Origin of the sequence: Lysobacter niastensis, from assembly GCF_015453285.1 — a bacterium.
GTDB classification, from domain to species: Bacteria; Pseudomonadota; Gammaproteobacteria; order Xanthomonadales; family Xanthomonadaceae; genus Lysobacter_J; species Lysobacter_J niastensis.
This window is the reverse complement of the sequence record NZ_JADLZT010000003.1, coordinates 44592-70216: the sequence shown is the minus strand read 5'-3', so window position 1 is coordinate 70216 and position 25625 is coordinate 44592. Positions and strand designations below refer to the sequence as shown.

The 25625-nt window shown below is 66.2% G+C and carries 22 protein-coding genes; 7 read left to right on the top strand and 15 right to left on the bottom strand.

Features of this window, described 5'->3' with window-relative positions; all coding sequences use genetic code 11:
- Position 1: 1 nt before the first annotated feature.
- Positions 2-790 carry an enoyl-CoA hydratase/isomerase family protein gene (locus tag IU514_RS05380; protein WP_194930079.1) on the bottom strand — a complete coding sequence of 263 codons (789 nt, stop codon included), beginning with the start codon at positions 788-790 and terminating at the stop codon, positions 2-4.
- A gap of 144 nt (positions 791-934) precedes the next feature.
- On the opposite strand from IU514_RS05380, the gene IU514_RS05375 reads away from it, so the two are divergent.
- From IU514_RS05375 to IU514_RS05365, 3 genes are read left to right on the top strand one after another with little or no spacing between them, the layout of a single operon-like run.
- On the top strand, positions 935-1186 hold the full coding sequence (locus tag IU514_RS05375; RefSeq protein WP_194930078.1) for a FeoA family protein: 252 nt from the start codon (positions 935-937) through the stop codon (positions 1184-1186).
- Positions 1183-3057, top strand: coding sequence for a ferrous iron transport protein B (feoB, locus tag IU514_RS05370; protein WP_194930077.1), 1875 nt, complete (start codon positions 1183-1185; stop codon positions 3055-3057). The genes IU514_RS05375 and feoB overlap by 4 nt, the downstream gene beginning before the upstream one ends.
- On the top strand, positions 3054-3305 hold the full coding sequence (locus tag IU514_RS05365) for a DUF6587 family protein (RefSeq protein ID WP_194930076.1): 252 nt from the start codon (positions 3054-3056) through the stop codon (positions 3303-3305). Before feoB ends, IU514_RS05365 begins: the two co-directional genes overlap by 4 nt.
- Before the next feature lie 87 nt (positions 3306-3392).
- Here IU514_RS05365 and IU514_RS05360 read toward each other — a convergent pair whose 3' ends face one another.
- The 7 genes from IU514_RS05360 to IU514_RS05330 form a co-directional block, all read right to left on the bottom strand.
- Positions 3393-3755: a hypothetical protein gene (locus tag IU514_RS05360; RefSeq protein WP_194930075.1), complete on the bottom strand. Its 363-nt coding sequence runs from the start codon at positions 3753-3755 to the stop codon at positions 3393-3395.
- The gene (locus tag IU514_RS05355; protein WP_194930074.1) at positions 3752-4297 is read right to left on the bottom strand and encodes a bactofilin family protein; all 546 of its coding nucleotides are present in this window, start codon (positions 4295-4297) and stop codon (positions 3752-3754) included. Before IU514_RS05355 ends, IU514_RS05360 begins: the two co-directional genes overlap by 4 nt.
- 169 nt (positions 4298-4466) lie before the next feature.
- Entirely contained in the window at positions 4467-6077 is a 1611-nt protein-coding gene (locus IU514_RS05350) for a carboxyl transferase domain-containing protein (protein WP_194930073.1), read from the bottom strand.
- 156 nt (positions 6078-6233) lie between these two features.
- Positions 6234-6632 (bottom strand): hypothetical protein, encoded by a 399-nt coding sequence (locus tag IU514_RS05345; RefSeq protein WP_194930072.1) that lies wholly within the window; start codon positions 6630-6632, stop codon positions 6234-6236.
- Positions 6633-6794: 162 nt separating this feature from the next.
- Positions 6795-7163 (bottom strand): hypothetical protein, encoded by a 369-nt coding sequence (locus IU514_RS05340; RefSeq protein ID WP_194930071.1) that lies wholly within the window; start codon positions 7161-7163, stop codon positions 6795-6797.
- A gap of 119 nt (positions 7164-7282) precedes the next feature.
- The gene (locus IU514_RS05335) at positions 7283-8458 is read right to left on the bottom strand and encodes a thiolase family protein (protein ID WP_194930070.1); all 1176 of its coding nucleotides are present in this window, start codon (positions 8456-8458) and stop codon (positions 7283-7285) included.
- 93 nt (positions 8459-8551) lie between these two features.
- On the bottom strand, positions 8552-9145 hold the full coding sequence (locus IU514_RS05330) for a GNAT family N-acetyltransferase (RefSeq protein WP_194930069.1): 594 nt from the start codon (positions 9143-9145) through the stop codon (positions 8552-8554).
- A 133-nt stretch (positions 9146-9278) separates the two neighbouring features.
- Between IU514_RS05330 and IU514_RS05325 the strand changes: the two genes are divergently transcribed.
- Entirely contained in the window at positions 9279-12119 is a 2841-nt protein-coding gene (locus IU514_RS05325; protein ID WP_228760518.1) for a S8 family serine peptidase, read from the top strand.
- Between the two features lie 75 nt (positions 12120-12194).
- Here the strand turns inward: IU514_RS05325 and IU514_RS05320 are convergent, their stop codons facing one another.
- The 3 genes from IU514_RS05320 to IU514_RS05310 all read right to left on the bottom strand — a co-directional run bounded on the left by IU514_RS05320 (position 12195) and on the right by IU514_RS05310 (position 16256).
- Positions 12195-13352: an isovaleryl-CoA dehydrogenase gene (locus IU514_RS05320; protein WP_194930068.1), complete on the bottom strand. Its 1158-nt coding sequence runs from the start codon at positions 13350-13352 to the stop codon at positions 12195-12197.
- A gap of 271 nt (positions 13353-13623) precedes the next feature.
- Entirely contained in the window at positions 13624-14727 is a 1104-nt protein-coding gene (locus IU514_RS05315; protein WP_194930067.1) for a Glu/Leu/Phe/Val dehydrogenase, read from the bottom strand.
- A 254-nt stretch (positions 14728-14981) separates the two neighbouring features.
- Positions 14982-16256: a 2OG-Fe(II) oxygenase gene (locus IU514_RS05310; protein ID WP_194930066.1), complete on the bottom strand. Its 1275-nt coding sequence runs from the start codon at positions 16254-16256 to the stop codon at positions 14982-14984.
- A 187-nt stretch (positions 16257-16443) separates the two neighbouring features.
- Here IU514_RS05310 and IU514_RS05305 point away from each other — a divergent pair, with 187 nt between their 5' ends.
- Positions 16444-19926 carry a methylmalonyl-CoA mutase family protein gene (locus tag IU514_RS05305; protein WP_194930065.1) on the top strand — a complete coding sequence of 1161 codons (3483 nt, stop codon included), beginning with the start codon at positions 16444-16446 and terminating at the stop codon, positions 19924-19926.
- Positions 19927-19993: 67 nt separating this feature from the next.
- On the opposite strand, the gene IU514_RS05300 is transcribed toward IU514_RS05305, so the two are convergent.
- Both IU514_RS05300 and IU514_RS05295 read right to left on the bottom strand, forming a co-directional pair.
- Entirely contained in the window at positions 19994-20218 is a 225-nt protein-coding gene (locus IU514_RS05300; RefSeq protein WP_228760517.1) for a DUF2798 domain-containing protein, read from the bottom strand.
- 46 nt (positions 20219-20264) lie between these two features.
- On the bottom strand, positions 20265-20756 hold the full coding sequence (locus IU514_RS05295) for a DUF2938 domain-containing protein (RefSeq protein WP_194930064.1): 492 nt from the start codon (positions 20754-20756) through the stop codon (positions 20265-20267).
- An 82-nt stretch (positions 20757-20838) separates the two neighbouring features.
- Between IU514_RS05295 and IU514_RS05290 the strand changes: the two genes are divergently transcribed.
- A complete protein-coding gene (locus IU514_RS05290) occupies positions 20839-21321 on the top strand; it encodes a helix-turn-helix domain-containing protein (protein ID WP_194930063.1) in 483 nt (160 codons plus the stop codon).
- 440 nt (positions 21322-21761) lie between these two features.
- The gene (locus IU514_RS05285; RefSeq protein WP_228760516.1) at positions 21762-22613 is read left to right on the top strand and encodes an alpha/beta fold hydrolase; all 852 of its coding nucleotides are present in this window, start codon (positions 21762-21764) and stop codon (positions 22611-22613) included.
- A gap of 203 nt (positions 22614-22816) precedes the next feature.
- Here IU514_RS05285 and IU514_RS05280 read toward each other — a convergent pair whose 3' ends face one another.
- On the bottom strand, positions 22817-24355 hold the full coding sequence (locus IU514_RS05280; RefSeq protein WP_194930062.1) for a KAP family P-loop NTPase fold protein: 1539 nt from the start codon (positions 24353-24355) through the stop codon (positions 22817-22819).
- A 115-nt stretch (positions 24356-24470) separates the two neighbouring features.
- Positions 24471-25280, bottom strand: coding sequence for a restriction endonuclease (locus tag IU514_RS05275; RefSeq protein WP_194930061.1), 810 nt, complete (start codon positions 25278-25280; stop codon positions 24471-24473).
- Positions 25281-25625 lie beyond the last annotated feature (345 nt).

Sequence of the window (25625 nt, the reverse complement as noted above, 5' to 3'; positions counted from 1 at the left end):
CTCACTCCTTCAGAGCCCATCGCGGGGTGCGCTTGTCGAGGAAGGCGCCGAGGCCCTCCTGTCCTTCCGGTGACACGCGCAGCTTGGCGATCAACGTGGCGTTGTCGGCGTCGAGGCGGTCGCGGCCGGTCTCCGACGCCACACGCCGGACCAGCGACTTCGCCTGTGCCGAGGCCAACGGGCCGGCCTTCAGCAGCAGGCCGACCTGGCGATCGACCGCGGCATCGAGTCCGTCCGCCGGCACCACCGCATGCAGCAGGCCGATCTGCAGCGCCGTCGCTGAATCGAACAACTCCGCCGTGGCGAACCAGCGCCGCGCCTGGCGCGGGCCGATCGCCTCGATCACGTAGGGAGAGATCACCGCGGGCAGCAGGCCGAGCTTGCTTTCGGTCAGTCCGAACTTCGCTTCGGTGGCGGCAATGGCGATGTCGCAGCAGGCGACCAGGCCGACGCCGCCGCCGAACGCGGCGCCGTGCACGCGCGCGATGGTCGGCTTGGGCAGTTCGTCGAGCGCGCGCATCAGGCGGGCGAGGGCGAGGGCGTCCTCGCGGTTCTCGTTCTCGCCGGCAGCGGCCATGCCGCGCATCCAGTTGAGATCGGCGCCGGCCGAGAAGGAAGGGCCGTCGCCCTCCAGCACCACCACGCGGACTTCGTCGTCGCGCGCCAGGGCCTCCAGCGCACCGGTCAGGGCGGCGATCAGCATCGCGTCGAACGCGTTGTGCAGATCGGGGCGGTTCATGCGCAACCGGGCGACGGGACCGTCGCGAAGGCACAACAGCGGGTGGGTCATGGACGGTCGGCGCTTGTTGGAGTCTGGCGAATGATAGCCGGTGGCTTTCAAGGCTCGTGCGGTCGGGTGGGGGTGCTACAATTGAGAACAATTCCCATTTGTGGCCGAAGCCGGAGCCTCCTTCGGGCTGGCCTGAGGTGAGCCTTGAAGCTGTCCGAACTGCCCCGTCGCATCGCCGCCACGGTCGAGACCGTCGAGGACCATTCGCCGAACGACACGATCGCGCGCCGCCTGCGTGAGCTGGGCTTCGTGCAAGGCGAGCGGGTCGAAGTGATGGCGGCGGGTCCGGTCGCGGCCGAGCCCCTGCTGGTGCAGGTCGGGTTCACGCGCTTCGCCCTGCGCCGCAGCGAGGCGGCGCGGGTACGGGTGCAGTTGCAGGCCGGGAGCGCCGCATGAGCCAGGCCGATACCATCCGCATCGCCCTGGTCGGCAATCCCAACTGCGGCAAGACCGCGTTGTTCAACCAGCTCACCGGCAGCCGCCAGAAGGTCGCCAACTACGCGGGCGTCACGGTCGAACGCAAGGAAGGCCGCTTCCATGCGCCTTCCGGCCGCAGCTACGCCGTCCTCGACCTGCCCGGCGCCTACAGCCTGCAGGCGGCCAGCCTCGATGAGGCGGTCACGCGCGACCTCTGCCGCGGCTTCTATCCCGGCGAGCCCGCACCCGATGTGCTGGTGTGCGTCGTCGATGCGACCAACCTGCGCCTGCACCTACGCTTCGCGCTGGAAGTGCGCGAGCTCGGCCGGCCGATGGTGCTGGCGGTCAACATGATGGATGCGGCCAAGCGTCGCGGCATCGATGTCGACCTCGCGGCGCTCGAGCGCGAGCTTGGTATCCCGGTGGTGCCCACCATCGCGGTCCGCAATGGCGGCGCCCGCGAACTCGTGGCTATGCTCGACCGCGTCGCCGAGCGACTGCATGAGCCCACTTCGCACCTGCCGGCCGGGCAGGCCCATGATCCCGAGGCGTTGCATTCCGAAACCCGCCGCCTGCTGTCGCTGGCGGTGACGATGCCGCGCCGTACCGCGGAAGTGGACGATGCGCTCGATCGCTGGCTGCTGCATCCGGTGATCGGCCTGCTGTCGCTGGCCGTGGTGATGTTCCTGATCTTCCAGGCGGTGTATGCCTGGGCGACGCCGCTGATGGACCTGATCGAGGCCGGCACGTCGTGGCTGGGCGGGTTCGTCGGCGCGACGATGCCGGAAGGACCGCTGCGGAGCCTGCTGGTCGACGGCATCATCGCCGGCCTCGGCAGCGTGATCGTGTTCCTGCCGCAGATCCTGATCCTGTTCGCCTTCATCCTGGCGCTCGAGGAATCCGGCTACCTGCCACGCGCGGCGTTCCTGCTCGATCGGCTGATGTTCCAGGCCGGATTGTCTGGGCGTTCCTTCATTCCGCTGCTGTCGAGCTTCGCCTGCGCGGTACCCGGCATCATGGCGACGCGCTCGATCCAGGATCCCCGCGACCGGCTGGCGACGATCATCGTCGCGCCGCTGATGACCTGTTCGGCGCGCCTGCCGGTGTATGCGCTGCTGATCGGCGCCTTCATCCCGCAACGCTCGGTGGCCGGCGGACTGCTCAACCTGCAGGGCCTGGTGCTGTTCGCGCTGTACGCGGCCGGCATCCTCAGCGCGCTGCTGGTCGCGTGGGTGATGAAGAAGTGGCGCCGCGACAAGAGCGAGCACGCACTGCTGCTCGAACTGCCGTCCTATCGCGTGCCGCACCCGCGCGACCTGGCGATCGGCCTGTGGGAGCGCGCGTGGATCTTCCTGCGCCGCGTCGGCGGCATCATCCTCGCGCTCACCATCCTGTTGTGGTTCCTGCTCTCGTTCCCGGCGGCGCCGGTGGGCGCGACCGGACCGGCGATCGATTACAGCTTCGCCGGCCGCCTCGGCCATGCCATGACGACCGTCTTCTCGCCGCTGGGCTTCAACTGGCAGATCTGCATCGCCCTGATCCCGGGCCTGGCCGCGCGCGAAGTCGCGGTGTCGTCGCTGGCGACGGTGTATGCACTGTCCGCCGTGAGCGACGAGGCGGCCGCGCAGGCGCTCAGTCCGATCATCAGCCACGGCTGGTCGCTGGCGACGGCGTTGTCGCTGCTGGTCTGGTACATCTACGCGCCGATGTGCATCTCGACGCTTGCGACGATCAAGCGCGAGACGCATTCGTGGAAGCAGGTCGCGATCAGCGCCGGCTACCTGTTCGGGCTCGCGTACCTGGCCTCGCTGCTGACCTACCAGGTCGCCGTGGCGCTGGGCGGGGGATGATCGTGGACGCTGGGCTGCTCGCGCAGTACGTGGTGATCGCGCTGGCGGTGCTGGTCAGCGCGGGCTTCGTCGCCAGGCGCCAGTTCCCGGGAACGGTGCGGCGCCTGCGCATCGCCATCGCGGTGCCGATGGTGCGCGATGGCCGTCCGCGCTGGCTGCGCGAGCTGGGACGCCGCATCGCGCCGCCCGGACGTGAGTTCGAAGACGCGTGTGGCGGCTGCAACAGCTGCGGCCCCTCCAAGCGCTGAGCAGCCATCCCCGCCAAGAGAAAGGGCCATCGTCGCCGATGGCCCCTTGTTGCATGCCGGTTTAATGGATGGCCGCGTCGCGGCGCATCAATGCCGCTTGCGCGGCGCGCGGACACCCTTGATCTCCAACGCCTCCACCGCAAGCGTGAAGGTGCGCCGGTCGCCCGCATAGAGCGCACCGACGCCGACCACCTGGCGTTCGATCTCGCGACCATTGTCGTCGACGATGGTCAGCACGACCTGGTATTCCAGAGCCGTGTCGCTCTCCGGAGCGATCGTGCCTTCCACGCGCAACGGCACGCTGCGCTGCCGGCCCGAGGCTTCGGCGTCCGGGTCGAAGCGCAGGTGGTGCTTGCACCCCGGACAGACGTTCGCGCTTTCGAGGATCGTCGTCTTGCAGTGCGGGCAGGTGCGCGTGGCGCCGGGCGTGCCGGGGCGCGGCGTGCTCATGCGGCGGCGTCCGCCTCCGCCTTGTGCTCGGCCTTGCCGTTGCCCTTCGCTGCCTTGTCCTCGAAGCCGAAGTCGACCTGGCCGCGCATGCGCGCGCCGGCGGCAACCGTGACCGAGCCGGCCTTGACGTCGCCGACGATCTGGCCGCCGTGGAGCAGTTCGACGCGCTGCGCCGACTCGATGTTGCCCTCCAGTTCGCCCGCCACCACCACCTTGCGCGCACGCACGGCGCCATGGACGCGTGCGCCGATCTCGATGGTGAGGTCGCCGTCGACATGCACGTCGCCCTTGAAGCGGCCGGCGATGCGCACATGGCCCGCGCCCTGGATCTTGCCTTCGATCGACAGGTCCGCGGCGATCAGCGATTCCTTGCTCTCGCTGGCGCGGGAGGTGTGCGCAGAGAGAGTGGGTGCAGGTGCAGCGGCCGGGGCAGGGGAGCCAAACGAGATCTCGTTGGGTGCGGGCTCCTTCGCCAGCGCGCTCTCCGGCTGGGACGGCATCGTGTCGCGCTTGGGCGTGGCACTCTGATTGAAAATCGCCATTGCGTACTTCCTCGTTGGGGTTTGTAGAACCCCTTGAGGCTACGCAGCGCGCCCGACATCGGGTGTGACACTACTCACCAATAGCGCTGTCGCTCACCTGCGTTTATCTGGCGATCACCTGCCTGAATCCGTCGCGCATCGATACCATCACAGCGAACGGCGGCATGTGTCACATGCGGAACACGCCGAAGCGCGTGCGATCCTCGATCGGTGCGTTGAGGCTGGCCGACAGTGCGAGTCCGAGCACCCGCCGCGTGTCGGCCGGATCGATGATGCCGTCGTCCCACAGGCGCGCCGTCGCGTAATACGGATTGCCCTGCGATTCGTACTGGTCGCGGATCGGTGCCTTGAACGCTTCTTCCTCTTCGGCGGACCAGGACTTGCCGGCCGCTTCGAAGCCGTCGCGCTTGACCGTGGCCAGCACGCTTGCGGCCTGTTCGCCGCCCATCACGGAGATGCGCGCATTCGGCCACATCCACAGGAAGCGTGCGCCGTAGGCGCGGCCGCACATCGCGTAGTTGCCGGCGCCGAAGCTGCCGCCAATGACGACGGTGAACTTGGGCACGTGCGAACACGCGACCGCGGTCACCATCTTGGCGCCGTCCTTGGCGATGCCGGCGTTCTCGTACTTGCGGCCGACCATGAAGCCGGTGATGTTCTGCAGGAACACCAGCGGGATGCCGCGCTGGTTGCACAGTTCGATGAAGTGAGCGCCCTTGAGCGCCGATTCCGAGAACAGGATGCCGTTGTTGGCGACGATGCCGACCGGGTAGCCATGGATGTGGGCGAAGCCCGTCACCAGCGTCTTGCCGTAGCGCGCCTTGAACTCCTGGAACTCGCTGCCGTCCACCACGCGCGCGATGACCTCGCGGATGTCGAACGGGCGGCGCGTGTCCTTCGGCACGATGCCGTACAGCTCCTGCGCGGCGTGCAGCGGCTCGCGCGCCGGCTGTACGGCGACGGGCAGGCGCTTGCTGCGGTTGAGCGAGCCGACCACGTCGCGCGCGATCTGCAGCGCATGGCGGTCGTCCTCGGCGAAGTGGTCGGCCACGCCGGACACGGAGGTATGCACGTCGGCGCCGCCCAGCGCCTCGGCATCGACGACTTCACCGGTGGCCGCCTTCACCAGCGGCGGACCGCCGAGGAAGATCGTGCCCTGTTCCTTGACGATGATCGATTCGTCGCACATCGCCGGCACATAGGCGCCGCCGGCCGTGCACGAGCCCATGACGACGGCGACCTGCGGGATGTTCTCCGCGCTCAGCCGGGCCTGGTTGTAGAAGATGCGCCCGAAGTGTTCCTTGTCCGGGAACACCTCGTCCTGCAGCGGCAGGAACGCGCCGCCGGAATCGACGAGGTAGATGCAGGGCAGCCGGTTCTCACGAGCGATCTCCTGCGCCCGCAGGTGCTTCTTCACCGTGATCGGGAAATACGTGCCGCCTTTTACCGTGGCGTCGTTGGCGACGATCACGACTTCCTGGTCCATGACGCGGCCGATGCCGCAGACCATGCCGGCGGCGGGGGCCGCGCCTTCGTACATGCCTTCACCGGCCAGCGGTGCGATTTCAAGGAATGGCGAACCGGGGTCGAGCAGGGCTGTGATGCGGTCACGCGCGAGCAGCTTGCCGCGCTCGGTGTGCTTGGCCCGCGCCTTGTCGCCGCCGCCGTTGGCCGCACGTGCCAGGCGTGCATCGAGCTCTTCGACCAGCGCGCGGTGGTAGGTGGCGTTCTCCTGGAACTCCTGCGAGCGGGGGTCGAGCTGGGACGTGATCGTGGGCATCGAAGCGCGGCATGCAATGGGACGCGGCATCAAACCACAAAGGGCCGCAGGCGGCCAATCGCACTGATGTATACGCGCGCCAACCGTTGCGTCGGGGTCGTCAAAAAAGAAAGGCCCGCTTGCGCGGGCCTTTCCTGGAATCGTATTGCCTGACGCTTACGGCTTCTTCTCTTCAGCAGCCTTGTCAGCGGCCTTGTCGGCCACATTCTGTGCGGCATCGGCGGTCTTCTGCGCGGCGTCCGCGGTTGCCTGGGCGGCACCGGCAGCGGCGTCGGTTGCAGCAGCCTGGGCGGAATCGGCAGCGGCAGCCGTGGTGGCGGCGGCCTGGTCGACAGCCTGGGCGGCCGAGGTGGCGGCGGCGTCGGTGGCGGCAGCAGCGGCATCGCCGGCGGCCGAGGCAGCGTCACCCGCGGCGGTCGCGGCGTCGCCAGCGGCGGCAGCGGCCTGGTCGGCCGAAGCGGCAGCCTGGTCGGCGGCCTGATCGGCATCCTTCTTGGTGCAGGCCGACAGCGCGAGAACGGCAGCGGCCAGGACGACGTAGAGCTTGGTATTCATGACGGTCTCCGAAAAGGTTGTCTGAAAAGCTGGAATTACATCGATCGGGCAACGCCAGTGTCGCGGCTTGCCGGTAGGTCCGGCTCGATCGGTCACTGACCCCACATAGAAAAAGCCGCCGGAGGACCGACGGCTTTTTCAGTGTATCGCAATTGCTTGCGATTACTTCTTCACTTCTTCCTTAGCAGCGTCAGCGGCCTGGCCGGCAGCGTCAGCAGCCTGGCCGGCGGCGTCAGCAGCCTGGCCAGCAGCGTCAGCAGCGGCGTCGGCAGCGGCCGGAGCAGCGGCGGTAGCAGCAGCGTCGGCCGAGGTGGCAGCGGCGTCAGCAGCGGCAGCGGCGGTGTCGGCAGCGGCCTGGGCAGCGTCGGCAGTAGCGGCGTCGCCGGTGGCGGCGGCGGTGTCGGCAGCGGCCTGGGCTTCGGTCGAAGCGGCAGCGGCGTCAGCAGCAGCGTTCTCAGCCTGCTCCTTGTTCGAGCAAGCGGCCAGGGCGAGGCCCAGAGCCAGGGCGATCAGCGCCTTGTTGAAGTTCATGTTCGTTTCCTCGTCGTTAGTTAGGCAACGCGCAACTGCGCGCCTATAACATGATGACAAGCCCGTGACGCGTGTCAAGCGGCTGGCCGGTTTTTTTTACAGACTTCGTTTGAAATCCTTTACAGGAGCTCAATGGCGATCGCGGTGGCTTCGCCGCCGCCGATGCACAGCGACGCCACGCCGCGCTTGCCGCCGCGCGTACGCAGAGCGTTCAGCAGGGTGACGACCAGGCGAGCGCCGCTGGCGCCGATCGGGTGGCCGAGTGCGCAGGCGCCGCCGTTGACGTTGAGCTTGTCGTGCGCGATCCCGAGGTCCTTCATCGGTGCCATCGCGACGCAGGCGAACGCTTCGTTAACCTCGAACAGATCGACGTCGGCGACCGTCCAGCCGGCCTTGTCCAGGACATTTGAAATCGCTTTCACCGGAGCCGTGGTGAACCACTCCGGCGCCTGCGCATGGCCGGCATGCGCGACGATGCGCGCCAGCGGCTTCAGGCCGCGCTTGGCTGCTTCGTCGGCGCTCATCAGCACCGTGGCGGCCGCGCCGTCAGAAATCTTCGAGGAGGAGGCTGCCGTCAGCACGCCGTCCTTGCCGAACGCGGCACGCAGGGTCGGGATCTTGGACGGGTCGATCTTGCCGGGCTCCTCGTCGGTATCGATGACGACCTCGCCCTTGCGGCCCTTGACCGTCACCGGAACGATCTCGTCCTTGAACGCACCGCCGGCCACGGCGGCCTGCGCGCGGCGCACGCTCTCGGCCGAATAGGCGTCCAGCGCTTCGCGGTCGAAGCCGTAGGTCGAGCAGGTGGCGTCGCCGAACACGCCCATCGCCTTGCCGTCGTACGGGTTCGTCAGGCCGTCCCAGGCCATGTGGTCGAGGAGCTCGCCGCTGCCGTAGCGGATGCCGGTGCGCGAACCGTTGAGCAGGTGCGGGGCATTGGTCATCGACTCCATGCCGCCGGCCACGACGACATTGGCCGAACCGGCCTTGATCAGGTCGGTGCCCAGCATGATCGCCTTCATGCCCGAGCCGCAGACCTTGTTGATCGTCGTGCAGCCGGCCGAAGCCGGCAGGCCGGCGCCGAGCGACGCCTGGCGGGCCGGAGCCTGGCCGAGGCCGGCCGGCAGCACGCAGCCCATGATGACCTCGTCGACCTGGTCGGGAGCCACGCCCGCGTGCGCCAGCGCGCCGCCGATCACGGCGGTGCCCAGCGTCGGCGTGGGAACGCCCGTGTACTGGCCAAGGAAGGAACCGATGGCGGTGCGCTTGGCACCGACAATGACGACATCGCTCATGAAGGACTCCGGAAAAAACACGGGCCGGCGCAGCGGCCGGAACCCCCGGATTATGCGGCGTCATGCTGCACCGCGGCAAACCCCGGAACTGAGTCAGCCCAGCTCGAGCAGGTAGAGGCCCCGGCCACGCTCATGACGGTGAACCGCCCGGAAACCGAAGGGCGTGAACAAACCCGGTACGCCGGTCCAGACGAAGGCGCCGGCCTGCCGCTCGCCGGCGGCGACGGCCTGCGGGTAGGCCTCGATTTCGCTGGCGCCGGACTGCCGGGCCAAGTCGATCGCAGCGGCGATCAGAGCGCGGGCGACGCCCTGGCCGCGCCAGCGCGATGGCACGAACAGGCAGTTGAGCGACCACGTTGCGGGCTGCCAATCGCGCACCAGTGCCTTGCTGCGGTCCAGGCGCGGAAAGTCCTGTCGCGGACCGATCGCGCACCAGCCCACCGGCTCCTCGTCGGCGAAGGCGAGCACGCCCCTCGCATCACCGTGTTCGACGAGGGCATGGAACGCCTTCCGGTTCGGTGCGCCCTTGGCTGCATCCCAGGTCTTGCCGCCCATCGGCACGCGCCACCACATGCACCAGCAGCCGCCGCAGGCGCCGTTCTTGCCGAACAGGCGCTCGATGCTCGGCCAGTCGTCGCGCTTCAATGCGCGCGTTGTAATGGCGATGTGAGGATCGCGTGTAGCCATGTCCGCGCGCCTGAAGGGTTCATCGACGTGAGGCTGCGTGGATTGTGGAGCGGCGGGCATTGGATTAAAACGGCAGAGCAGGGATGCGCGCTGGATTCGCTGGGGAGCGAACGCGTCATCGACCGAGGACGATATGCGCTACCGGTTGGATGGACTTGTCGTGGCTGTGCGCTGCGTGCTCCTGGGCACGGCCGTGGTGATGGCCGGATGCGGCGGCGGGGGAGGCGGAGGCGGCAACGTCCGTCCCAGTCCGCCGCCCGCGACGACTACACCTCCTCCTGCGCCGCCGACGCCACCGCCGCCGGTGGTGTTCGCGCCCAATCCCCAATACAGCACGCACCTGACGCTCACCAATGCATCTTCGGCGCATCAGGCCGGACTCAGCGGCGCGGGCGTGCGCATCGGCGTTGTCGACAGCGGTGTGATGCGCAACCACCCGGCGTTGGCGCCGCGCGTTGTGGCCAACCTCACCTACATCAGCGCATCGCAGAACAACCTCGCGGTCGACGACGTCGTCGGCCATGGCACGGCCGTTTCGCAGATCATGGCCGGCACGCCGTTCGGTGCGTGGCCCGGCGGCATCGCGCCCGGCGCGCAGATCGTTTCGGCGCGGATCATCGCCGACAAGGAGCCGACTGATGACGGCTCGGGGCAGGGCAACGAAGTCGACGGTGCGCTGGGACTGAAGTCGATCCATCAGGACCTGATCAATCGCGGCGCCCGCATCATGAACAACTCGTGGGGCGGCCTGTACTGGACCAACAGCGCCGCCACCGCGCCCATCGCCGACGAATACAGGCCCTTCATCCAGAGCAACGGCGGCCTCGTGGTGTTCGCCGCCGGCAACGAATCGCGCGCCAATCCGTCCAGCATGGCGGCATTGCCGAGCCAGCCCGGTCCCAATGGCACCCTGCCCGCGGCGGATCTCGAACGTGGCTGGTTGTCGGTCGTCGCGCTCGACGGCACCAATCCGAATGTGCTCGCGAGCTACTCCAATGCCTGCGGCGTGGCGATGCGCTATTGCCTGGCCGCGCCCGGTACCGTCGTAGTGACCGGCACGAATGACACTCCGAGCAACCCGACGTATTGGCGATGGAGCGGCACGTCGCTCGCGGCGCCGCTGGTGTCGGGTGCGGCGGCGCTGGTGTGGCAGGCGTTTCCCTACTTCAACAACGACCTGGTGCGGCAGACACTGCTGGGAACCGCGACGGACCTCGGCGCGCCCGGAGTGGATGCTTCGTTCGGGTATGGCTCTCTCGACGTGGGCAAGGCCGTGAGAGGTCCCGCGCGGTTCGACTGGGGAGATGTAACGGTCAATTTCGACGGCGGCACGTCGACCTGGGCGAACAACATCTTCGGTGACGGCGGACTGACCAAGCAGGGCACCGGCACGCTGGTGATCAACGGTTCCGCCCAGTACGCCGGCAGCACTCGCGTACAGGGCGGCACATTGCGCATCGGCACCACGATCACCTCGCCCGTGACCATCGGACCGGCTGGCACGCTGGCCATCGGCAGCGGTGGCCGGTCCAGCGGAGCAAGTGCGGCCAGCGTGATCAACCAGGGCACGCTGCTGCTCGATTCAGGCTCGTCCTACGTGACCGGCGACTATCAACAGACGGCGTCTGCGCGGATGGCGCTCATGGTGGGCGCTCATTTCAGGGCAGGCGGTACCGCCAGCCTCGCCGGCAACCTGCACGTGCTGGGTCTCCTTCCCGGCTACGTGAATGCCAGTCGGGAAGTCTTTCTCGATGCGGGCAGCGTGACCGGGCAGTTCAACAGCCTCACATCGCAGTCGAACGTCCTTCTCACTGCAACGCTGGGCTACAGCGCGACCGAAGCCTGGCTGGACATCACCCGCCTGGAAGTGACCGCTGCCGCGCAGTCGATGAGCTTGAGCGCCATGGCCGCATCGGGCGCGGAACGGGTCGAAGACGCGTTCGACCGCATCGACGACGCCGATGGCCAGGCCGAGCCCATCGACGGCGATTTCCGCACCGGCGCCGGTGCGATCCAGGGCGTGCCCACGGCACAGGCGGCCGAACGCACGCTTTCCAGCCTGTCCGGCGAACTGCACGGCGCCGACAGTGCGTTCGCGATGATGGCGATCGAAAGCAACCGACGCGCGCTGGAGGCCCGCGCGGACGCGCTGCTGGCGACGCCTGCGACGGGCGCCTGGGCCGATGGGCTCAAATCGCAACGCGCCGTGTCGAGCTTCGACGTCGACGCCGACGGCTGGATGCTCGGTCAGGACGTCCGCTACAACGACCGCCTCGCGCTGGGCGTGGCCGTTTCCGAAACCGAAGGCTACGCGTGGCATGCCGACCGCTACGACCGCGAGCGCAACCGCCAGGTCGAAGGCCAGCTCTACGCTGCGTACGACCTCGGCCGCGGCTACCTCTTTGGCAGCATGGCGCTGGGCCGGATGCAGCGCTGGACGCAGCGCGAGATCGTGCTCGGCGCGGACGACTTCCGCGTCGGGGCCAACTACGCCGACCGCTACGCCACGGTGGGCCTGCAGGCGGGATTGCCGTTGACGTTCGATGCCGGACGCGTCACGCCTTACGCCGGCGTGCAGGCGCTGCACCTGGAACGCGATGGTTTCGGCGAAGACGGCGCCGCCGGTTTCGGTCTCAGCACCGCAGATTCGACCATGCGCGCGACGCAGGCGCTGTTCGGCGTGCGCGCGGCGCGCGAGTGGCGTGCCGGGAGCTGGCTGTGGTCGCTGCAGGGGCGTGTCGAATGGCAGCACCTGCTGTCGCAGTCGGGCACCGACATCAATGCGCGTTTCACGGCGCTGGATGTGTGGTCGCCGATCCTCGGGGCATCGCTGGACGACGACATCGGTGTGTTCGGCGTCGGCCTGGAGGCGCGCTTCGGTCGCGGCAGCCGATTGGGGTTCGATCTCGACAGCCGGCACGAGTACGGCCAGACCTACACGCGCGCCATGGCGACGTGGTCCGTGGGGTTCTAACCAGAAGAGTCGCGCCCACCAAACACATCATCCCGGCACGGCCGGGATGGTGTCGGTGTCACCGAAGCTAAAGCCTCAGCTCCTGCCGTCGAACAGTTCGCGCCCGATCAGCATCCGGCGGATCTCGTTCGTGCCGGCGCCAATCGCGTAGAGCTTGGCGTCGCGGAGGATGCGTCCGGTCGGGTATTCGTTGATGTAGCCGTTGCCGCCGAGCGTCTGGATCGATTCCAGCGCCACCTGCACGCAGGCCTCGCTGGCGTGCAGCAGGCAGCTGGCCGCATCGATGCGCGACTTGTGGCCGGCGTCGTAGTCGCGCGCGACCTGGTAGGCGAAGGCACGGCTGGACTGCAGCGAGGTGTACATGTCGGCGATCTTGCCCTGCATCAGGCCGAACGTGCCGATCGCCGCGTCGAACTGCTTGCGCTCGCGCACGTAGGGCAGCGCGATGTCGAGCGCGGACTGCATCAGGCCGAGCGGGCCGCCGGTCAGCACCAGCCGCTCGGTGTTGAGGCCGCTCATCAGCACCTTGACGCCGTGGTTGACGTGGCCAAGCACGTTCTCGGCCGGGATCTCGCAGTTGTCGAACACCAGTTCGCAGGTGTTGGAGCCGCGCATGCCGAGCTTGTCGAGCTTCTGCGCAGTGGAGAAACCCTTCATGCCCTTCTCGACGATGAAGGCGGTCATGCACTGGCTGCCGGATTCCTTGCCGGCGGTGCGCATGTAGACGATCAGCACATCGGCCTCGGGGCCGTTGGTGATCCACATCTTGTTGCCGTTGGCGACCCACACGCCGTCGCGAAGTTCGGCGCGGCAGCTCATCGAGCCCACCACGTCGGAACCAGCACCCGGCTCGCTCATCGCCAGCGCGCCCTTCCACTCGCCGCTGCACAGCTTGGGCAGGTACTTCGAACGCTGAGCCTCGTTGCCGTTGGCGTACAGGTTGGACACGCACAGGTTGGAGTGCGCGCCGTAGCTCAGGCCGACCGAACCCGAAGCGCGCGAGATCTCCTCCATCGCCACCAGGTGGGCGAGGTAACCCATCTCGCTGCCGCCGTATTCGCCCGGCACGGTCATGCCGAGCAGGCCCAGCTCGCCCAGCTTCGGCCACAGGTCCTGCGGGAACCAGTTGTCGTGGTCGATCTGCGCGGCGCGCGGTGCGATTTCGGCGTCGGCGAAGCGACGCACGGCGTCGCGCAGGGCATCGATTTCTTCACCGAGAGGGAACGGGCGCATGGGATTCCTTGGAGTGCGTGTGGCGGGCGGCGCGGATCGAAACCCGATTCTATCGGTTACAGGTGAAACCGCAGTCCTGCGGCGCAAAAAAAACGCCCGGACCAGCCGGGCGTTCTCTTTATCTTTCCAGTTCCAGCGACCGATTCCCCTTCTGGAGGAGAGCCCCCTTTGGTAAAGGGGGCGTCGCGATAGCGGCGGGGATTCGGCAGCGTGGGCCGGGCCCGAAGTTTGCGAATGCAAACTTTGGGATTGATGCCGTCGCAAGACGGAATCAATGCCCGCCGCGGATACGACCCTGGAAGCGCGGAGCCGAACGGCCCAGCGGCAGCTTCAGCTTGCCGATCGCGCTGATGCGCTCTTCGGCCAGGCGGTCGGCAGCCTTGTAGGTCGGGATCGCGTCACGCTCGGCGATCTCGAAGATGCGGCCGAGGTTGTGGTAGATCGTGCGCATCATGCGCATGGCGCGCTCGCGGTTGTAGCCGTCGAGTTCCAGCGCCACGTTCATCACGCCGCCGGCGTTGACCGCGTAGTCCGGCGCGTAGAGGATGCCGCGCTTCTGCACTTCGTCGCCGATGGCGTTGTTGGCCAGCTGGTTGTTGGCCGCGCCGCAGATGACCTTGGCCTTCAGGCGGGGCAGGGTCTGCTCGTTGACGGTGCCGCCCAGCGCGCACGGCGAGTACACGTCGGCCGGCACGTCGTAGATCTCGTCCAGGCCCACGGCTTCTGCGCCGTACTCGGACACGGCCTTGTCGACCAGGCCCTTGTTGATGTCGGTGACGAACATCTTCGCGCCGCGCTCCTTGAGCAGCTTCACGAACTCCATGCCGACATGGCCCAGGCCCTGCACGGCGTAGGAGTACTTGCCGACTTCCTCGTCGCCGAAGCGCTTGTTGAGCGTGGCCATCAGGCCCTGCAGCGTGCCGTAGGCGGTGAACGGCGACGGGTCGCCCGAACCGCCGTGGACCTGGTGCACGCCGGTGACGTACTCGGTCTCGCGGTACACGTACTCCATGTCGTTGACGTCGATGCCGACGTCCTCGGCAGTGATGTAGCGGCCGCCCAGCGCTTCGACGAACTGGCCGAACGCGCGGAACAGCGCCTCGGACTTGTCGACGGCCGGGTCGCCGATGATCACGGCCTTGCCGCCGCCGATGTTGAGGCCGGCGACCGCGTTCTTGTAGGTCATGCCGCGCGACAGGCGGAGCACGTCATTCAGAGCATCCTGCTCGGTCTTGTACGGCCACATGCGGGTACCGCCCAGCGCCGGACCCAGCACGGTGTTGTGGATCGCGATGATGGCCTTCAGGCCCGCATCCTTGTTGTGGCAAAAAACCACCTGCTCGTGACCGAAGGTGTCGAGGGTTTCGAAAATCATCGGATGCTCCGCCCTGGACGCCGGTTCTGCGCAATGCGCCCGGCGCCAGCTTTGTCTGATAAGTCGTTGAATCTTTGAAGGATTCGCCTATGCAGCGGGTAATGCCCGGCCGCCGCAGGGGCGACAGTCTAATGCAAACCCGCGATACGGCTAGGTATGCGTCTGGCCGACTCTGGCGGTTGGGCCTGTTCAGGCGTCAGCCGTTGGGCTGGCGTTGCCAATTGTGCGACGTGTTGCGCCGCGGAGCGCGCCGCTCAGTAGTGCCGGTAGCGGCGTTCGCGCAGCCACAGCGTGGCCAGCCACTTGATGCCCTGCTGGACCGGGCGGCCGGCGTGGAGCGAGTCCGGATCGGGCCGGCCGTCGGGGAACAGGTTGTCGAAGATGATCGCGCGCCCCGGCTCGGGCGAGATCACCGCGCTGGCGATCGGGAACTCCGTTTCGCCGCCGGCTTCGACCTCGTTGAGGTAGACGCAGATCGTGCGCAGGCGGTTGCCGGCCTCCGGACGGTCCTGCTCGATCGCGCCCGGCGGGCGGTAATCGCGGTGCGGGCGGTATTCCTGGCCCGGCTCGTAGCGCAGCACGGTCAGGTTTTCGGCCTGGGTCAGCGAGACGCCGGCGGCCACGCACATGCGCAGCTGCACCAGCCGCAGCGCCAGGTCCTCGACGATCGGGTCGATGCTGGCATCGCTGCTGGTGCGGATTTCCTGGGCGACCGGCAGGCCCGTCTCCGGGTCGATCGTGCGCGAGCGCTGCAGGCGCGGGCGCGCCGACGCCATCAGCAGGCGGCACTCGTCAGCCGACAGGAGCCCATCGACCTGCCCGATGCGCGGGCCGGCCGAAAGCAGCTTGACCGCCGGGCGCTGCAGCACCTCTTCCAGTGCCAGCGTGTTCGAGGGGCCCGGCGTGGACGCCGGCAGCGGCAGCGAGATATCAGGCAGCCGTTCGATCCCCAGCGGCGCCAGCTGGGCCCACAACTCCTCGGCGGCCTCGGGCTGGGGGATGCAGCCTTCGCCGTGCATCAGGCGTTCGGCGAGCAGCTGCGCCGCGACGACGTCGCCAGCATGGGTGGCCCGTTCCAGCAGCTGCAGGCACAGCGTCTGGTCGTGCTCGTCCGGCTTGCGGCCGAAATGGATGGCGGCCGCGCGCAGTGCAGGCGGGTAATTGGCGTTGACCGCCGCCAGCACGCGCTCGTTGGTGCGTGCCTCACGCGCGAACGACGGATGGCCCACCGCCATCAGTGCGAGGAAGTACCCGGCGATCGGGCTTCCTGCAGCCTCGGCGCGCAGCAGCCATTCGCCGGCGCGCGGCACGTCCACGTTCGCGGCGATGCCGAACATCAGCATCCGTGCGGTTTCGATCTGCGCGTTCGCGTGGCCGGCCTGCGCCGCGCGGTGATGCAGGTCGAACGCCTCGGCCATCTGCTGCCGCGTCACCAGTGCGCTGGCGAGTGCGTACAGGGCCTGCGGCGTACCGCGATCGGCGTCCTGGCGCAGGCGGGTGAGGATGGAGTCTTCGGCGATCTGGGTCATGACGCACGAGCCTAACCCACGTCGCGCGGCCTTCACAGTGGCCCGGGCGGCGCGCCTTCGCGAGTCAATGCTGGCGCGTACGGAAGCCTCCATTCACCGCTGCGGACCGCGCCGGAATGCCGCTGCGGGTGGGAAAACCGTCGCGGCGCTACAATGCGCGTTCGATTGTGTCCGTATTGAGCGCGTCATGAGCACTCCTGCTACCTCCCTCCCCGAAGTCGCCGTCGAAACTTCCCCGCTGCGTTTCGTCACCGCCGCCAGCTTGTTCGATGGCCACGACGCGGCCATCAACATCATGCGCCGCCTGATCCAGGGGCAGGGCGCCGAGGTCATCCACCTCGGCCACAACCGCTCGGTCGAGGACGTCGTCCGCGCCGCATTGCAGGAAGACGCCGACGCCATCGCGCTGTCGTCCTACCAGGGCGGCCACGTCGAGTACTTCAAGTACATGGTCGACATGCTCAAGGAGCGTGGCGCCTCGCACATCCGCGTGTTCGGCGGCGGTGGCGGCACGATCACGCCGGAGGAGATCCGCGAACTGCAGGCCTACGGCGTGGAGCGCATCTACCACCCGAACGACGGCATGCACATGGGCCTGGTGGCGATGATCGAGGACGTCGTGCGCCGCGCCGGCGCCGCGCGCCTGCCGGTCGACAAGCCGCACCAGGTCGACCTCGGCAACGAGATCGAGATCGGCCGCATGCTCAGCGCCATCGAGGAAAGCGCGCTGGAGGAATCCGAGCTCGCCCACCTGCGCAAGGAGTGGCAGCTGGCCGGTGGCAAGACCCCGGTCATCGGCATCACCGGCACCGGCGGCGCCGGCAAGTCGTCGGTCACCGACGAGCTGCTCAACCGCTTCGTCTCCAGCTTCCCGGAGATGCGCATCGCCGTGATCTCGGTCGACCCGACCCGCCGCCGCACCGGTGGCGCGCTGCTGGGCGACCGCATCCGCATGAACACCCTGCGCTCCAAGCGCGTCTTCATGCGCTCGATGGCCACGCGCCGCCAGCACATGGCCACCAACGTCGTGCTGAAGGACTGCATCTCCTTCCTGAAGTCGCTGGGCTACGACCTGGTCATCGTCGAGACCGCCGGCATCGGCCAGTCCGACTCGGAGATCGTCGACCTGGTCGACTTCCCGATGTACGTGATGACGTCCGACTTCGGCGCGCCGAGCCAGCTCGAGAAGATCGACATGCTCGATTACGCCGAGCTGGTCGTGCTGAACAAGTTCGACAAGCGCGGTGCCGAAGACGCGCTGCGCGACGTGCGCAAGCAATGGAAGCGCAACCGCGTCGCCTTCCAGACCAAGGACGAGGACGTCCCGGTCTACCCGACCATTGCCAGCCAGTTCAACGACCCCGGCATCAGCTGGATGTTCGCCAACCTGTGCCGCCTGCTGCGCGACAAGCTGTCGCTGCCGGCCGAGAAGTGGACGCCGGCCCTCGACACCTCGCTGAAGGAGCCGCGCGCCACCGTGCTGATCCCGGGCGCCCGCGTGCGTTACCTCGCCGAGATCGCCGAGCAGGGCCGCGGCATCAACGCCAAGATCGAAACGCAGTCCGAGACCGCCGATCGCGCGCAGAGCTACAGGCAGTCGCTGCACGACCTGGGCGACAAGGACCTGCCGAAGGCCCTCGACCTGTACGCCGCGGAAGCCCTTCTCCCGCCTGCGGGAGAAGGTGCCCGGAGGGCGGATGAGGGCGCTGTTGCCGTAGACCGCACCCTGCTCACCCTCCGCCAGCGCTACAACGACGCCGTGCAGTCGCTCACCTCCGAAGCGCTGAAGCTGCTGCGCGAGTGGCCGGCCCGCCTGAAGTCGATCACCGACGAGGTCAACGAGTACCAGGTCCGCGACAAGACCATCCGCGTCGAGAACTACCGCGAGTCGCTGAGCCACCAGAAGATCCCGAAGATCGCCGCGCCCACCTACAAGAGCTGGGGCGAGCTGCTGACCTTCCTGCAGAAGGAAAACCTGCCGGGCTACTACCCGTACACCGGCGGCGTGTATCCGTACCGCCGCACCGGCGAGGACCCCATCCGCATGTTCGCGGGCGAGGGCACGCCCGAGCGCACCAACCGCCGCTTCCACTACCTGTCGGTCGGCCAGCCGGCCGCGCGCCTGTCCACCGCCTTCGACAGCGTCACGCTGTACGGCGAGGACCCGGCCGTGCGCCCGGACATCTACGGCAAGATCGGCAACTCCGGCGTCAACATCGCCACGCTGGACGACATGAAGAAGCTGTACTCCGGCTTCGACCTGTGCGCGCCGAGCACCTCGGTGTCGATGACGATCAACGGCCCGGCGCCGATCATCCTGGCGATGTTCATGAACACCGCGATCGACCAGCAGGTCGAGAAGTACCTGCGCGCCGACCAGGCCCGCTGGGACGCCGCGCACGACAAGATCGAAAAGATGTTCGAAGGTCGGAAGCGTCCGGAGTACTCCGGCATGCTGCCCGAGACCAACGACGGCCTCGGCCTGGGTCTGCTGGGCGTGACCGGCGACCAGGTCGTCGACGCCGAGACCTACGAGAAGATCAAGGCGCACACGCTCGCCACCGTGCGCGGCACCGTGCAGGCCGACATCCTCAAGGAAGACCAGGCGCAGAACACCTGCATCTTCAGCACCGAGTTCGCCCTGCGCATGATGGGCGACATCCAGCAGTACTTCGTGGACCGCAACGTCCGCAACTTCTACTCGGTGTCGATTTCGGGCTACCACATCGCCGAAGCCGGTGCGAACCCGATCAGCCAGCTCGCCTTCACGCTGAGCAACGGCTTCACCATCGTCGAGTACTACCTCGCCCGTGGCATGAAGATCGACGACTTCGCGCCGAACCTGTCGTTCTTCTTCAGCAACGGCATGGACCCGGAGTACACCGTCATCGGCCGCGTCGCCCGCCGCATCTGGGCCCGCGCCATGCGCGAGCGCTACGGCGCCTCGGCACGCAGCCAGATGATGAAGTACCACATCCAGACCAGCGGCCGCTCCCTGCACGCGCAGGAGATCCAGTTCAACGACATCCGCACCACGCTGCAGGCCCTGTACGCGCTGTTCGACAACTGCAACAGCCTGCACACCAACGCGTATGACGAAGCGATCACCACGCCGACGGAAGAGTCCGTGCGCCGCGCCGTGGCGATCCAGATGATCATCAACAAGGAACTGGGCCTCAACTTCAACGAGAACCCCTGGCAGGGCAGCTTCATCGTCGACAAGCTCACCGACATCGTCGAGGAAGCCGTCTACAAGGAGTTCGAGGCCATCAGCGAGCGCGGCGGCGTGCTCGGCGCCATGGACACCATGTACCAGCGCGGCAAGATCCAGGAAGAGTCGCTGTACTACGAGCACAAGAAGCACGACGGCAGCCTGCCGCTGATCGGCGTCAACACCTTCCTGCCCAAGGACCACGGCGGCGACATCGTCACCGAGATCGAGCTGATCCGTTCGACCGAAGGCGAGAAGGGCCAGCAGATCGACAACGTGGCCGGCTACCAGAACAGCCGCAACGGCCATGCCGCCGACGGCCTCAAGACCCTGCAGGCCACCGCCCGTGAACGCCGCAACGTCTTCGCCAGCCTGATGGAAGCGGTGAAGACCCACAGCCTCGGCCAGATCAGCCACGCGCTGTACGACGTCGGTGGCGAGTACCGCCGCAACATGTGACCTGACTGCCCAGGTCTCAGAACACAGGCCCGCCACTGGCGGGCCTGTTTCTTTTTGTGGGCTTGCTTCAGCCCGTGACCTTCGACACCGCCTTGCGCACCAGCGGCGCAACGATCGTCACGGTGACGAAGGCCATCGGCCAGGTCGTCATGCAGCTCTTCGACCATTGAGCGAAGAAGCCGGGATGCAGGCCTTGATTGATCGCGAGCACGAAGGCCGTGACCACGGCGACCATGATCATCGAGAGCAGGGCGCCGAAAAGGATCGGGGCAAAACGGGCGGGAATACGCATGGTGATGTTCCTGTCGTGGGTGCAATGAAGAGGCGCGAGCGCGCGGTTACTGCGGGAGCAGGGCACGCAGCACCACGGCCGCCATGTAGAGGCCCAGCCCGAACACCGCGTGCGTGATGAGGCTCTGCAGGCGGGCCGCGTGCGGGTGTGGCGTTCGACGTGCGGCAAGGCCGGCGCCCATGCCGGGCTGCATCAGCAGAAAAGGTGCGGCCACCGTGGCCACCCCGACCGTCAGCGCCGGCCCGGGCGTCGGCGCGTGGAACCAGGCTGCGCCCCAGAACAGCGGCACCAGTGCAGCGAAGCCAATGCCGATCAGGTAATGCGCGACCCAGCCGATCAGCGGCTCATTCCGCACGGGTGCGGCCTTGGCGATGGCTTCATGACGGAAGCGGCCTTTGCGCATATGTCCCAGCCAGCGCCCGACGAGGCTGTAATTCGGCAGCGGCACTCCCAGCAGGCTCCGCCGCGCGAGTGACCAGAGGTCCATCAACAGGGTCGCCCCAGCGCCAATCCCTGCCGTGCATGCCACCAGGTCCATATCCATCCTCCGCGGCTTGTGCCGTCGTGCGATGGCGAGCACAGTGCCACTTCAAGTCGACTTGAGGTCAAGAGGTGCCCGCATGGATATCGCCGCGGTGGCGAAACGCTCTGGTGTGCCCGCGTCCACGCTGCGCTACTACGAGGAGAAGGGGCTCATCGCATCCATCGGCCGACAGGGCCTGCGGCGCGTCTTCGATCCCTTGGTGGTGGAGCGCCTGGCGTTGATCGCGCTCGGCCGCGCCGCTGGCTTCTCGCTGGACGAGATAGCGGCGATGTTTGCGGCCGACGGCCGCCCCAGCATCGATCGACGCATGCTCACCGCGAAGGCCGCCGAACTGGACCGCACCATCCACCGGCTCAGCGCGATGCGCGATGGCCTGCGCCACGCCGCCGCATGCCGGGCACCGAGCCATCTGGAGTGCCCGACGTTCCGTCGCCTGCTCGCCGAAGCCGCTGCTCCAGCGCGGCAACGCAAGACCAAAGAACCTTCAATGCACAACGCGGCCGCGGCCCAAGTGCCGCGCCGCCCGGGCACAGCGACTGCACGTGCGAAGGGCACGTAGGCACCGACACGTTCCCTGCATGCGGGAGGCGCTGCTGCCGATGCTGCCGCGAACAGCTACGCAACGCCGCTGTTCTTCCTCTCCCTTGCGGGCCGTTCCCCCTCTCCATTGCGCGCTGTTCCCCATCTCCCTTGCGGGCTGTTCCCCCTCTCCCGCTTGCGGGAGAGGGTAGGGGTGAGGGCGCGCCATCCAGCGGGCCCTGCTTATTCCATCAGCAACGCAATCACCTAACCGTTCGTCCTGAGCCCTTCGCTGGCGCTCAGGACAGGCTCCGCGAAGCGGAGTCGAAGGATGACCACGGCAAACTCCCGCATCCGGCTGTCCTTGCTTTTGAGTTCGACCGTCATGGGTAAGAACGCAACATGACCAACCGCACTCCGCACCGCCCATTCATACAGCCAGAATCCGCACATCAACAAACCCCACAACACGGAGTGGTAATGAGCAAGACGTTCGCAATGAAGGGATGGATGCTGTCGTTGGCGCTGGCATGCGCGGCAACGACGGTGCACGCAGCAGACGCGCCGGCAGCCGGCGTGCAGGTCGCCCGCAAGGGCTACAGCCTGCAGGCAGAGCAGCAGGGACAGGGGCCGGTCACCGTCGTGTTCGAGTCCGGCTTCGGCCAGGGCGCCGGCGTGTGGAAGGACACCATCGCCAGCCTGGGCGCCGACTGCACCTGCATCGCCTATGCGCGCGCCGGCCTGGGCAAGTCCGGCACGGACGGCGCCCCGAAGACCATCGAGCAGCACCTGCAGGACCTCAACGCCGTCATGGACACGTTGGCGCCCAACCGCAAGGTCGTGCTCGTCGGCCATTCCTATGGCGGCCTGTTGGCCACCGAGTTCGCACGCCAGCATCCGCAGCGCCTGCTGGGCCTGGTGCTGGTCGATCCGGCGACCATGGGCCAACGCCACGACACCCTGCGCGCCGATCGCGAGCGCGTACTGGCCGACGACAAGGCGCTGCTGTCGATGCTGCCGCCGAACATGGCGGAAGACTACAAGCTGCTGATCGCCCAGCTCGACAGCGACGCCGCCACCACGCCGCGCACTCTTCCTGACCTGCCGGTGGCCCTGCTCACTACGACGCAGGTGGCAGCCGAGCCGTTCGTCTTCGAGGAAACCGCGCAGGGCAAGGCCCTGTGGAAGCGCCAGCACGCGGACCTGTTTGCCGGCGCGTCGCGCGGCATCCACCAGTACTACGCCACCGGGCACAACCTCCACCGCGAAAATCCCAAGGCCGTGGCCGAGGCGGTTCGGTTTGTGGCAGCGGCACCGCAGGGCGGGGACTGATCGGGGCTGACTCTAGAAAGGAGCTAGACGTGGCAGGTCGACAACGTCGCCGGCCACCAGGCAACCGCAACGGCTACGCGGTCGAGGGCTGAAGTCGCTACAGACCACCGCCCGAGAGCGCCGCAAGAGATGGCAACAATGCCAGTTCAATTGCCACGTTCCCCGATGCGCCTTTGGCAGGCCCTGAAAGTTAGTTGCTTGTGCTAATCCGCGTAAGCAAGTCCTGCGTATTTGACCCACTCGGCATATCTTGCGATAGATGGAGGGTACTTTGTTCTTTCGTAGTATGGATTCGGTGCTTCGTCAGCTACCTCTCTAATGTTCGAGGCAGGATAGTTGTACAGATTTATTTCGGAGCTCCTGTCACGTAGCTTCAAGAGATCTTCAAACGACCAGTCGTAGTAGGCCCAGACGATTTCTGAGAGCGATGCTCTGCCGCTGGGGGGCTGTCGTTCATACGGGTGTTGCCCTGGCTTTGAATACTCGACCTCGATGTCTTTCTTGAAAGCTTCACGGCATAAGTCATCAAAGCTTTTTTTGTCCAGTCTCGTATGTAGGAGTGCCTCAAAAAGGTCGGGCTTTTTATGCTGGAGTGCGCAAAGGAAGAACAGCCATATCACGAAGACTTTCTTGTCATTTGGGATGGCTGCTGCTACGGAATTTGCGACAGAGAAGACCTGCTTCTGTGACCTGAGGTCGAGTCCGAACCCATTCGCTATGAGGGCAATTGCATGCTTTGCATCTGGCTCGGCAGATCGGGCAGGCAGCCCATTTGCCGTGCTTCTTGAGCTGATTGCCGATCCTTCCGTCAACAGTTGGGCAGAGAAGCTTTCGTTGTCGGGTTCGGGAAGTGTGTATTGGTAATCAAAGAACCTCTTCAAGTAGCGGTGACCATCGAATCCAGCGCCGTAGATGGCGCAGACAGATTCCCGGAGTTGGCTGAGATTGGTCGTGACAACAAAACATATCTTGGAAACTCCAAAAATATGTTTGATCTCTTCAAGGAGCTTGATTGCATACGTTGGGCGACATCGGTCAACTTCGTCGATAAAGACAAATACCGGCATTCTTGCGTTTGCCTCAGCCTCTAATAGCTCAATCAAACTAGAAATTGAGGTCTTGAAATGTTTTATCGCCGCGCTTCGTTTCTGATGCTCGTCTAGCGACCTTTTGAAAAGCTCATCGAGGCCCGCTTCTAGTGTTGCAGATGTGGCTTCCGAGATTTCGTCAAGGGCTTTGTTTGAAGTGCTTGTATAGGCGTCAAAAATTTCCTCTACGACAATTCCGGTTGCCTTCTTCAAGACGCCTGCGGCAATGACTTTCGAAGCTGGAACGATTGCTTTCCTGAGGCCTTGAATTGCGCTGGTCGTGGCTTCCTTTGCTTTATTTCGAATTGCATTCTTGTTTGGCAGCTTTGCAGTCCACTTCTCCAGTTCCAGTTTTATGCATGCCATCAGAGCGACAGCGGCCTCGTCTCCGATGTCATTCTCCCAAGCGTCGAATACCACTACGGGATGTTCCAGGGTCGTAAGGTCCGATGCCCAATGCCTAACAAAGAAGCTCTTGCCGGTGCCCCAGTCCGCGTCGAGGGCTACCGTCAGTCCTGTGCCCTGTGATCGCGTCCGGATGCGTGCCTGTTCGGTCAATGACGTCGTGAGGAAGTCGGCAAGACGATCCCGGCCCAACACATCATCTGGCCATCGTTTTTCTGCGCGTTCAGTGCTGTCAACTAATGTGTCCATGGAATGCCTGTGATGAAAAAGGGGAGGAGACCTATCGAAGCAGGGGCAGAGTGCGTTTCTTGTCCCATCTGGCTTCGCCCCGCGGAATTGGGTGGCACGGGGCAAAGAACAGCGGTCAGAGTAGGTTTTTCATCGCCCTTGTGCCCCTGCAGTTCGGGTAGTTGCCACATCCCCAAAAGGATTGGCCGCTTGCTTTGTTCCGACGTAGCACCATGGCGGCCGAACAAGAGGGGCAAGATGGTGCTCCGCTTGTGGTTTCCGTCGATGGTTCGTGTCGTCCGGGCATTTGGGTGCTTCGAATCATTTCCAGCAACTGCGGGGCGCTGATTAGTTCGATCTGCTTGTCCCTCGCAAACTCGATTGCATCCCGCGTGTAGTCGCCGACGCTGACGATCTTGGCGCCATCCGCGCTGTGGTGGTTCGCGAGTCCCCACATCTCGCGCACGACGGAAACGCCGACCTGCATACTGCGCCATTGTTTGCACTGGACCAGTTCCTTGCGTCCGTCCTTGCGGAGGATCAGGTCGATGCCTCCATCCGCACCTCCAAGCCCGGTTTCTTCGACGGCGTAGTCGCGTCGACGGAAGGCTTCTCCTACGAGCATTTCGAACTCGCGCCAGGTCATGGCACGCAGGTTGTCGAGTCCGGTCTGTGTGGCCAGTAGTTGCTTGCGCTTGCGCCTGCCGAGCCAGGAGAGCAGGGCGCCGAACCAGCAGATCGCCAGGAAAATCCACGCGATCGGGGCAAGCATGCCGCTCGACAGCATCTGGCGCCCGACCTGCTGCGTGATGTGCGATGCGGTGGTCGTGAAGTACCAACCCAGCCCGTAGCGAATGCCAACAAACGCGAGGATGCCTAAGACGATTCCGACCGGCCACGGCAGCGAGGCGATCAGCTCCAGTCCATTCTGTTTGCGACGACCCATGTCGCTCCCCCTTGTCCCCACGGCGACGATACTCCGTCGGCGCTCATTCGGAAAAGTCCGCTCGGCGAGTTCGCCCAGGCCCCCGAAGCGCGCAAAGCGCTGCTTGACGCACTCAACCACCCAGTAGCAGACTCACTCCCGGAGCCTAAGAACTCCGAGCGTAGCGGTCCCCACCTCCGTCAAACCGGTGGGTTTTTTGTGTCCAAGGTTTCTTGGTGCACAACTCGACGTAGTTGCTCCGCGTCGGGAGGGCGGCAGCCATACAACACCCGCAAGGGAAAAGCTGCCCGCCGACTACGCTCGGTTCTTAGCCTCCCGACACCCTTGCGTCGCGCTCGCGGCGCA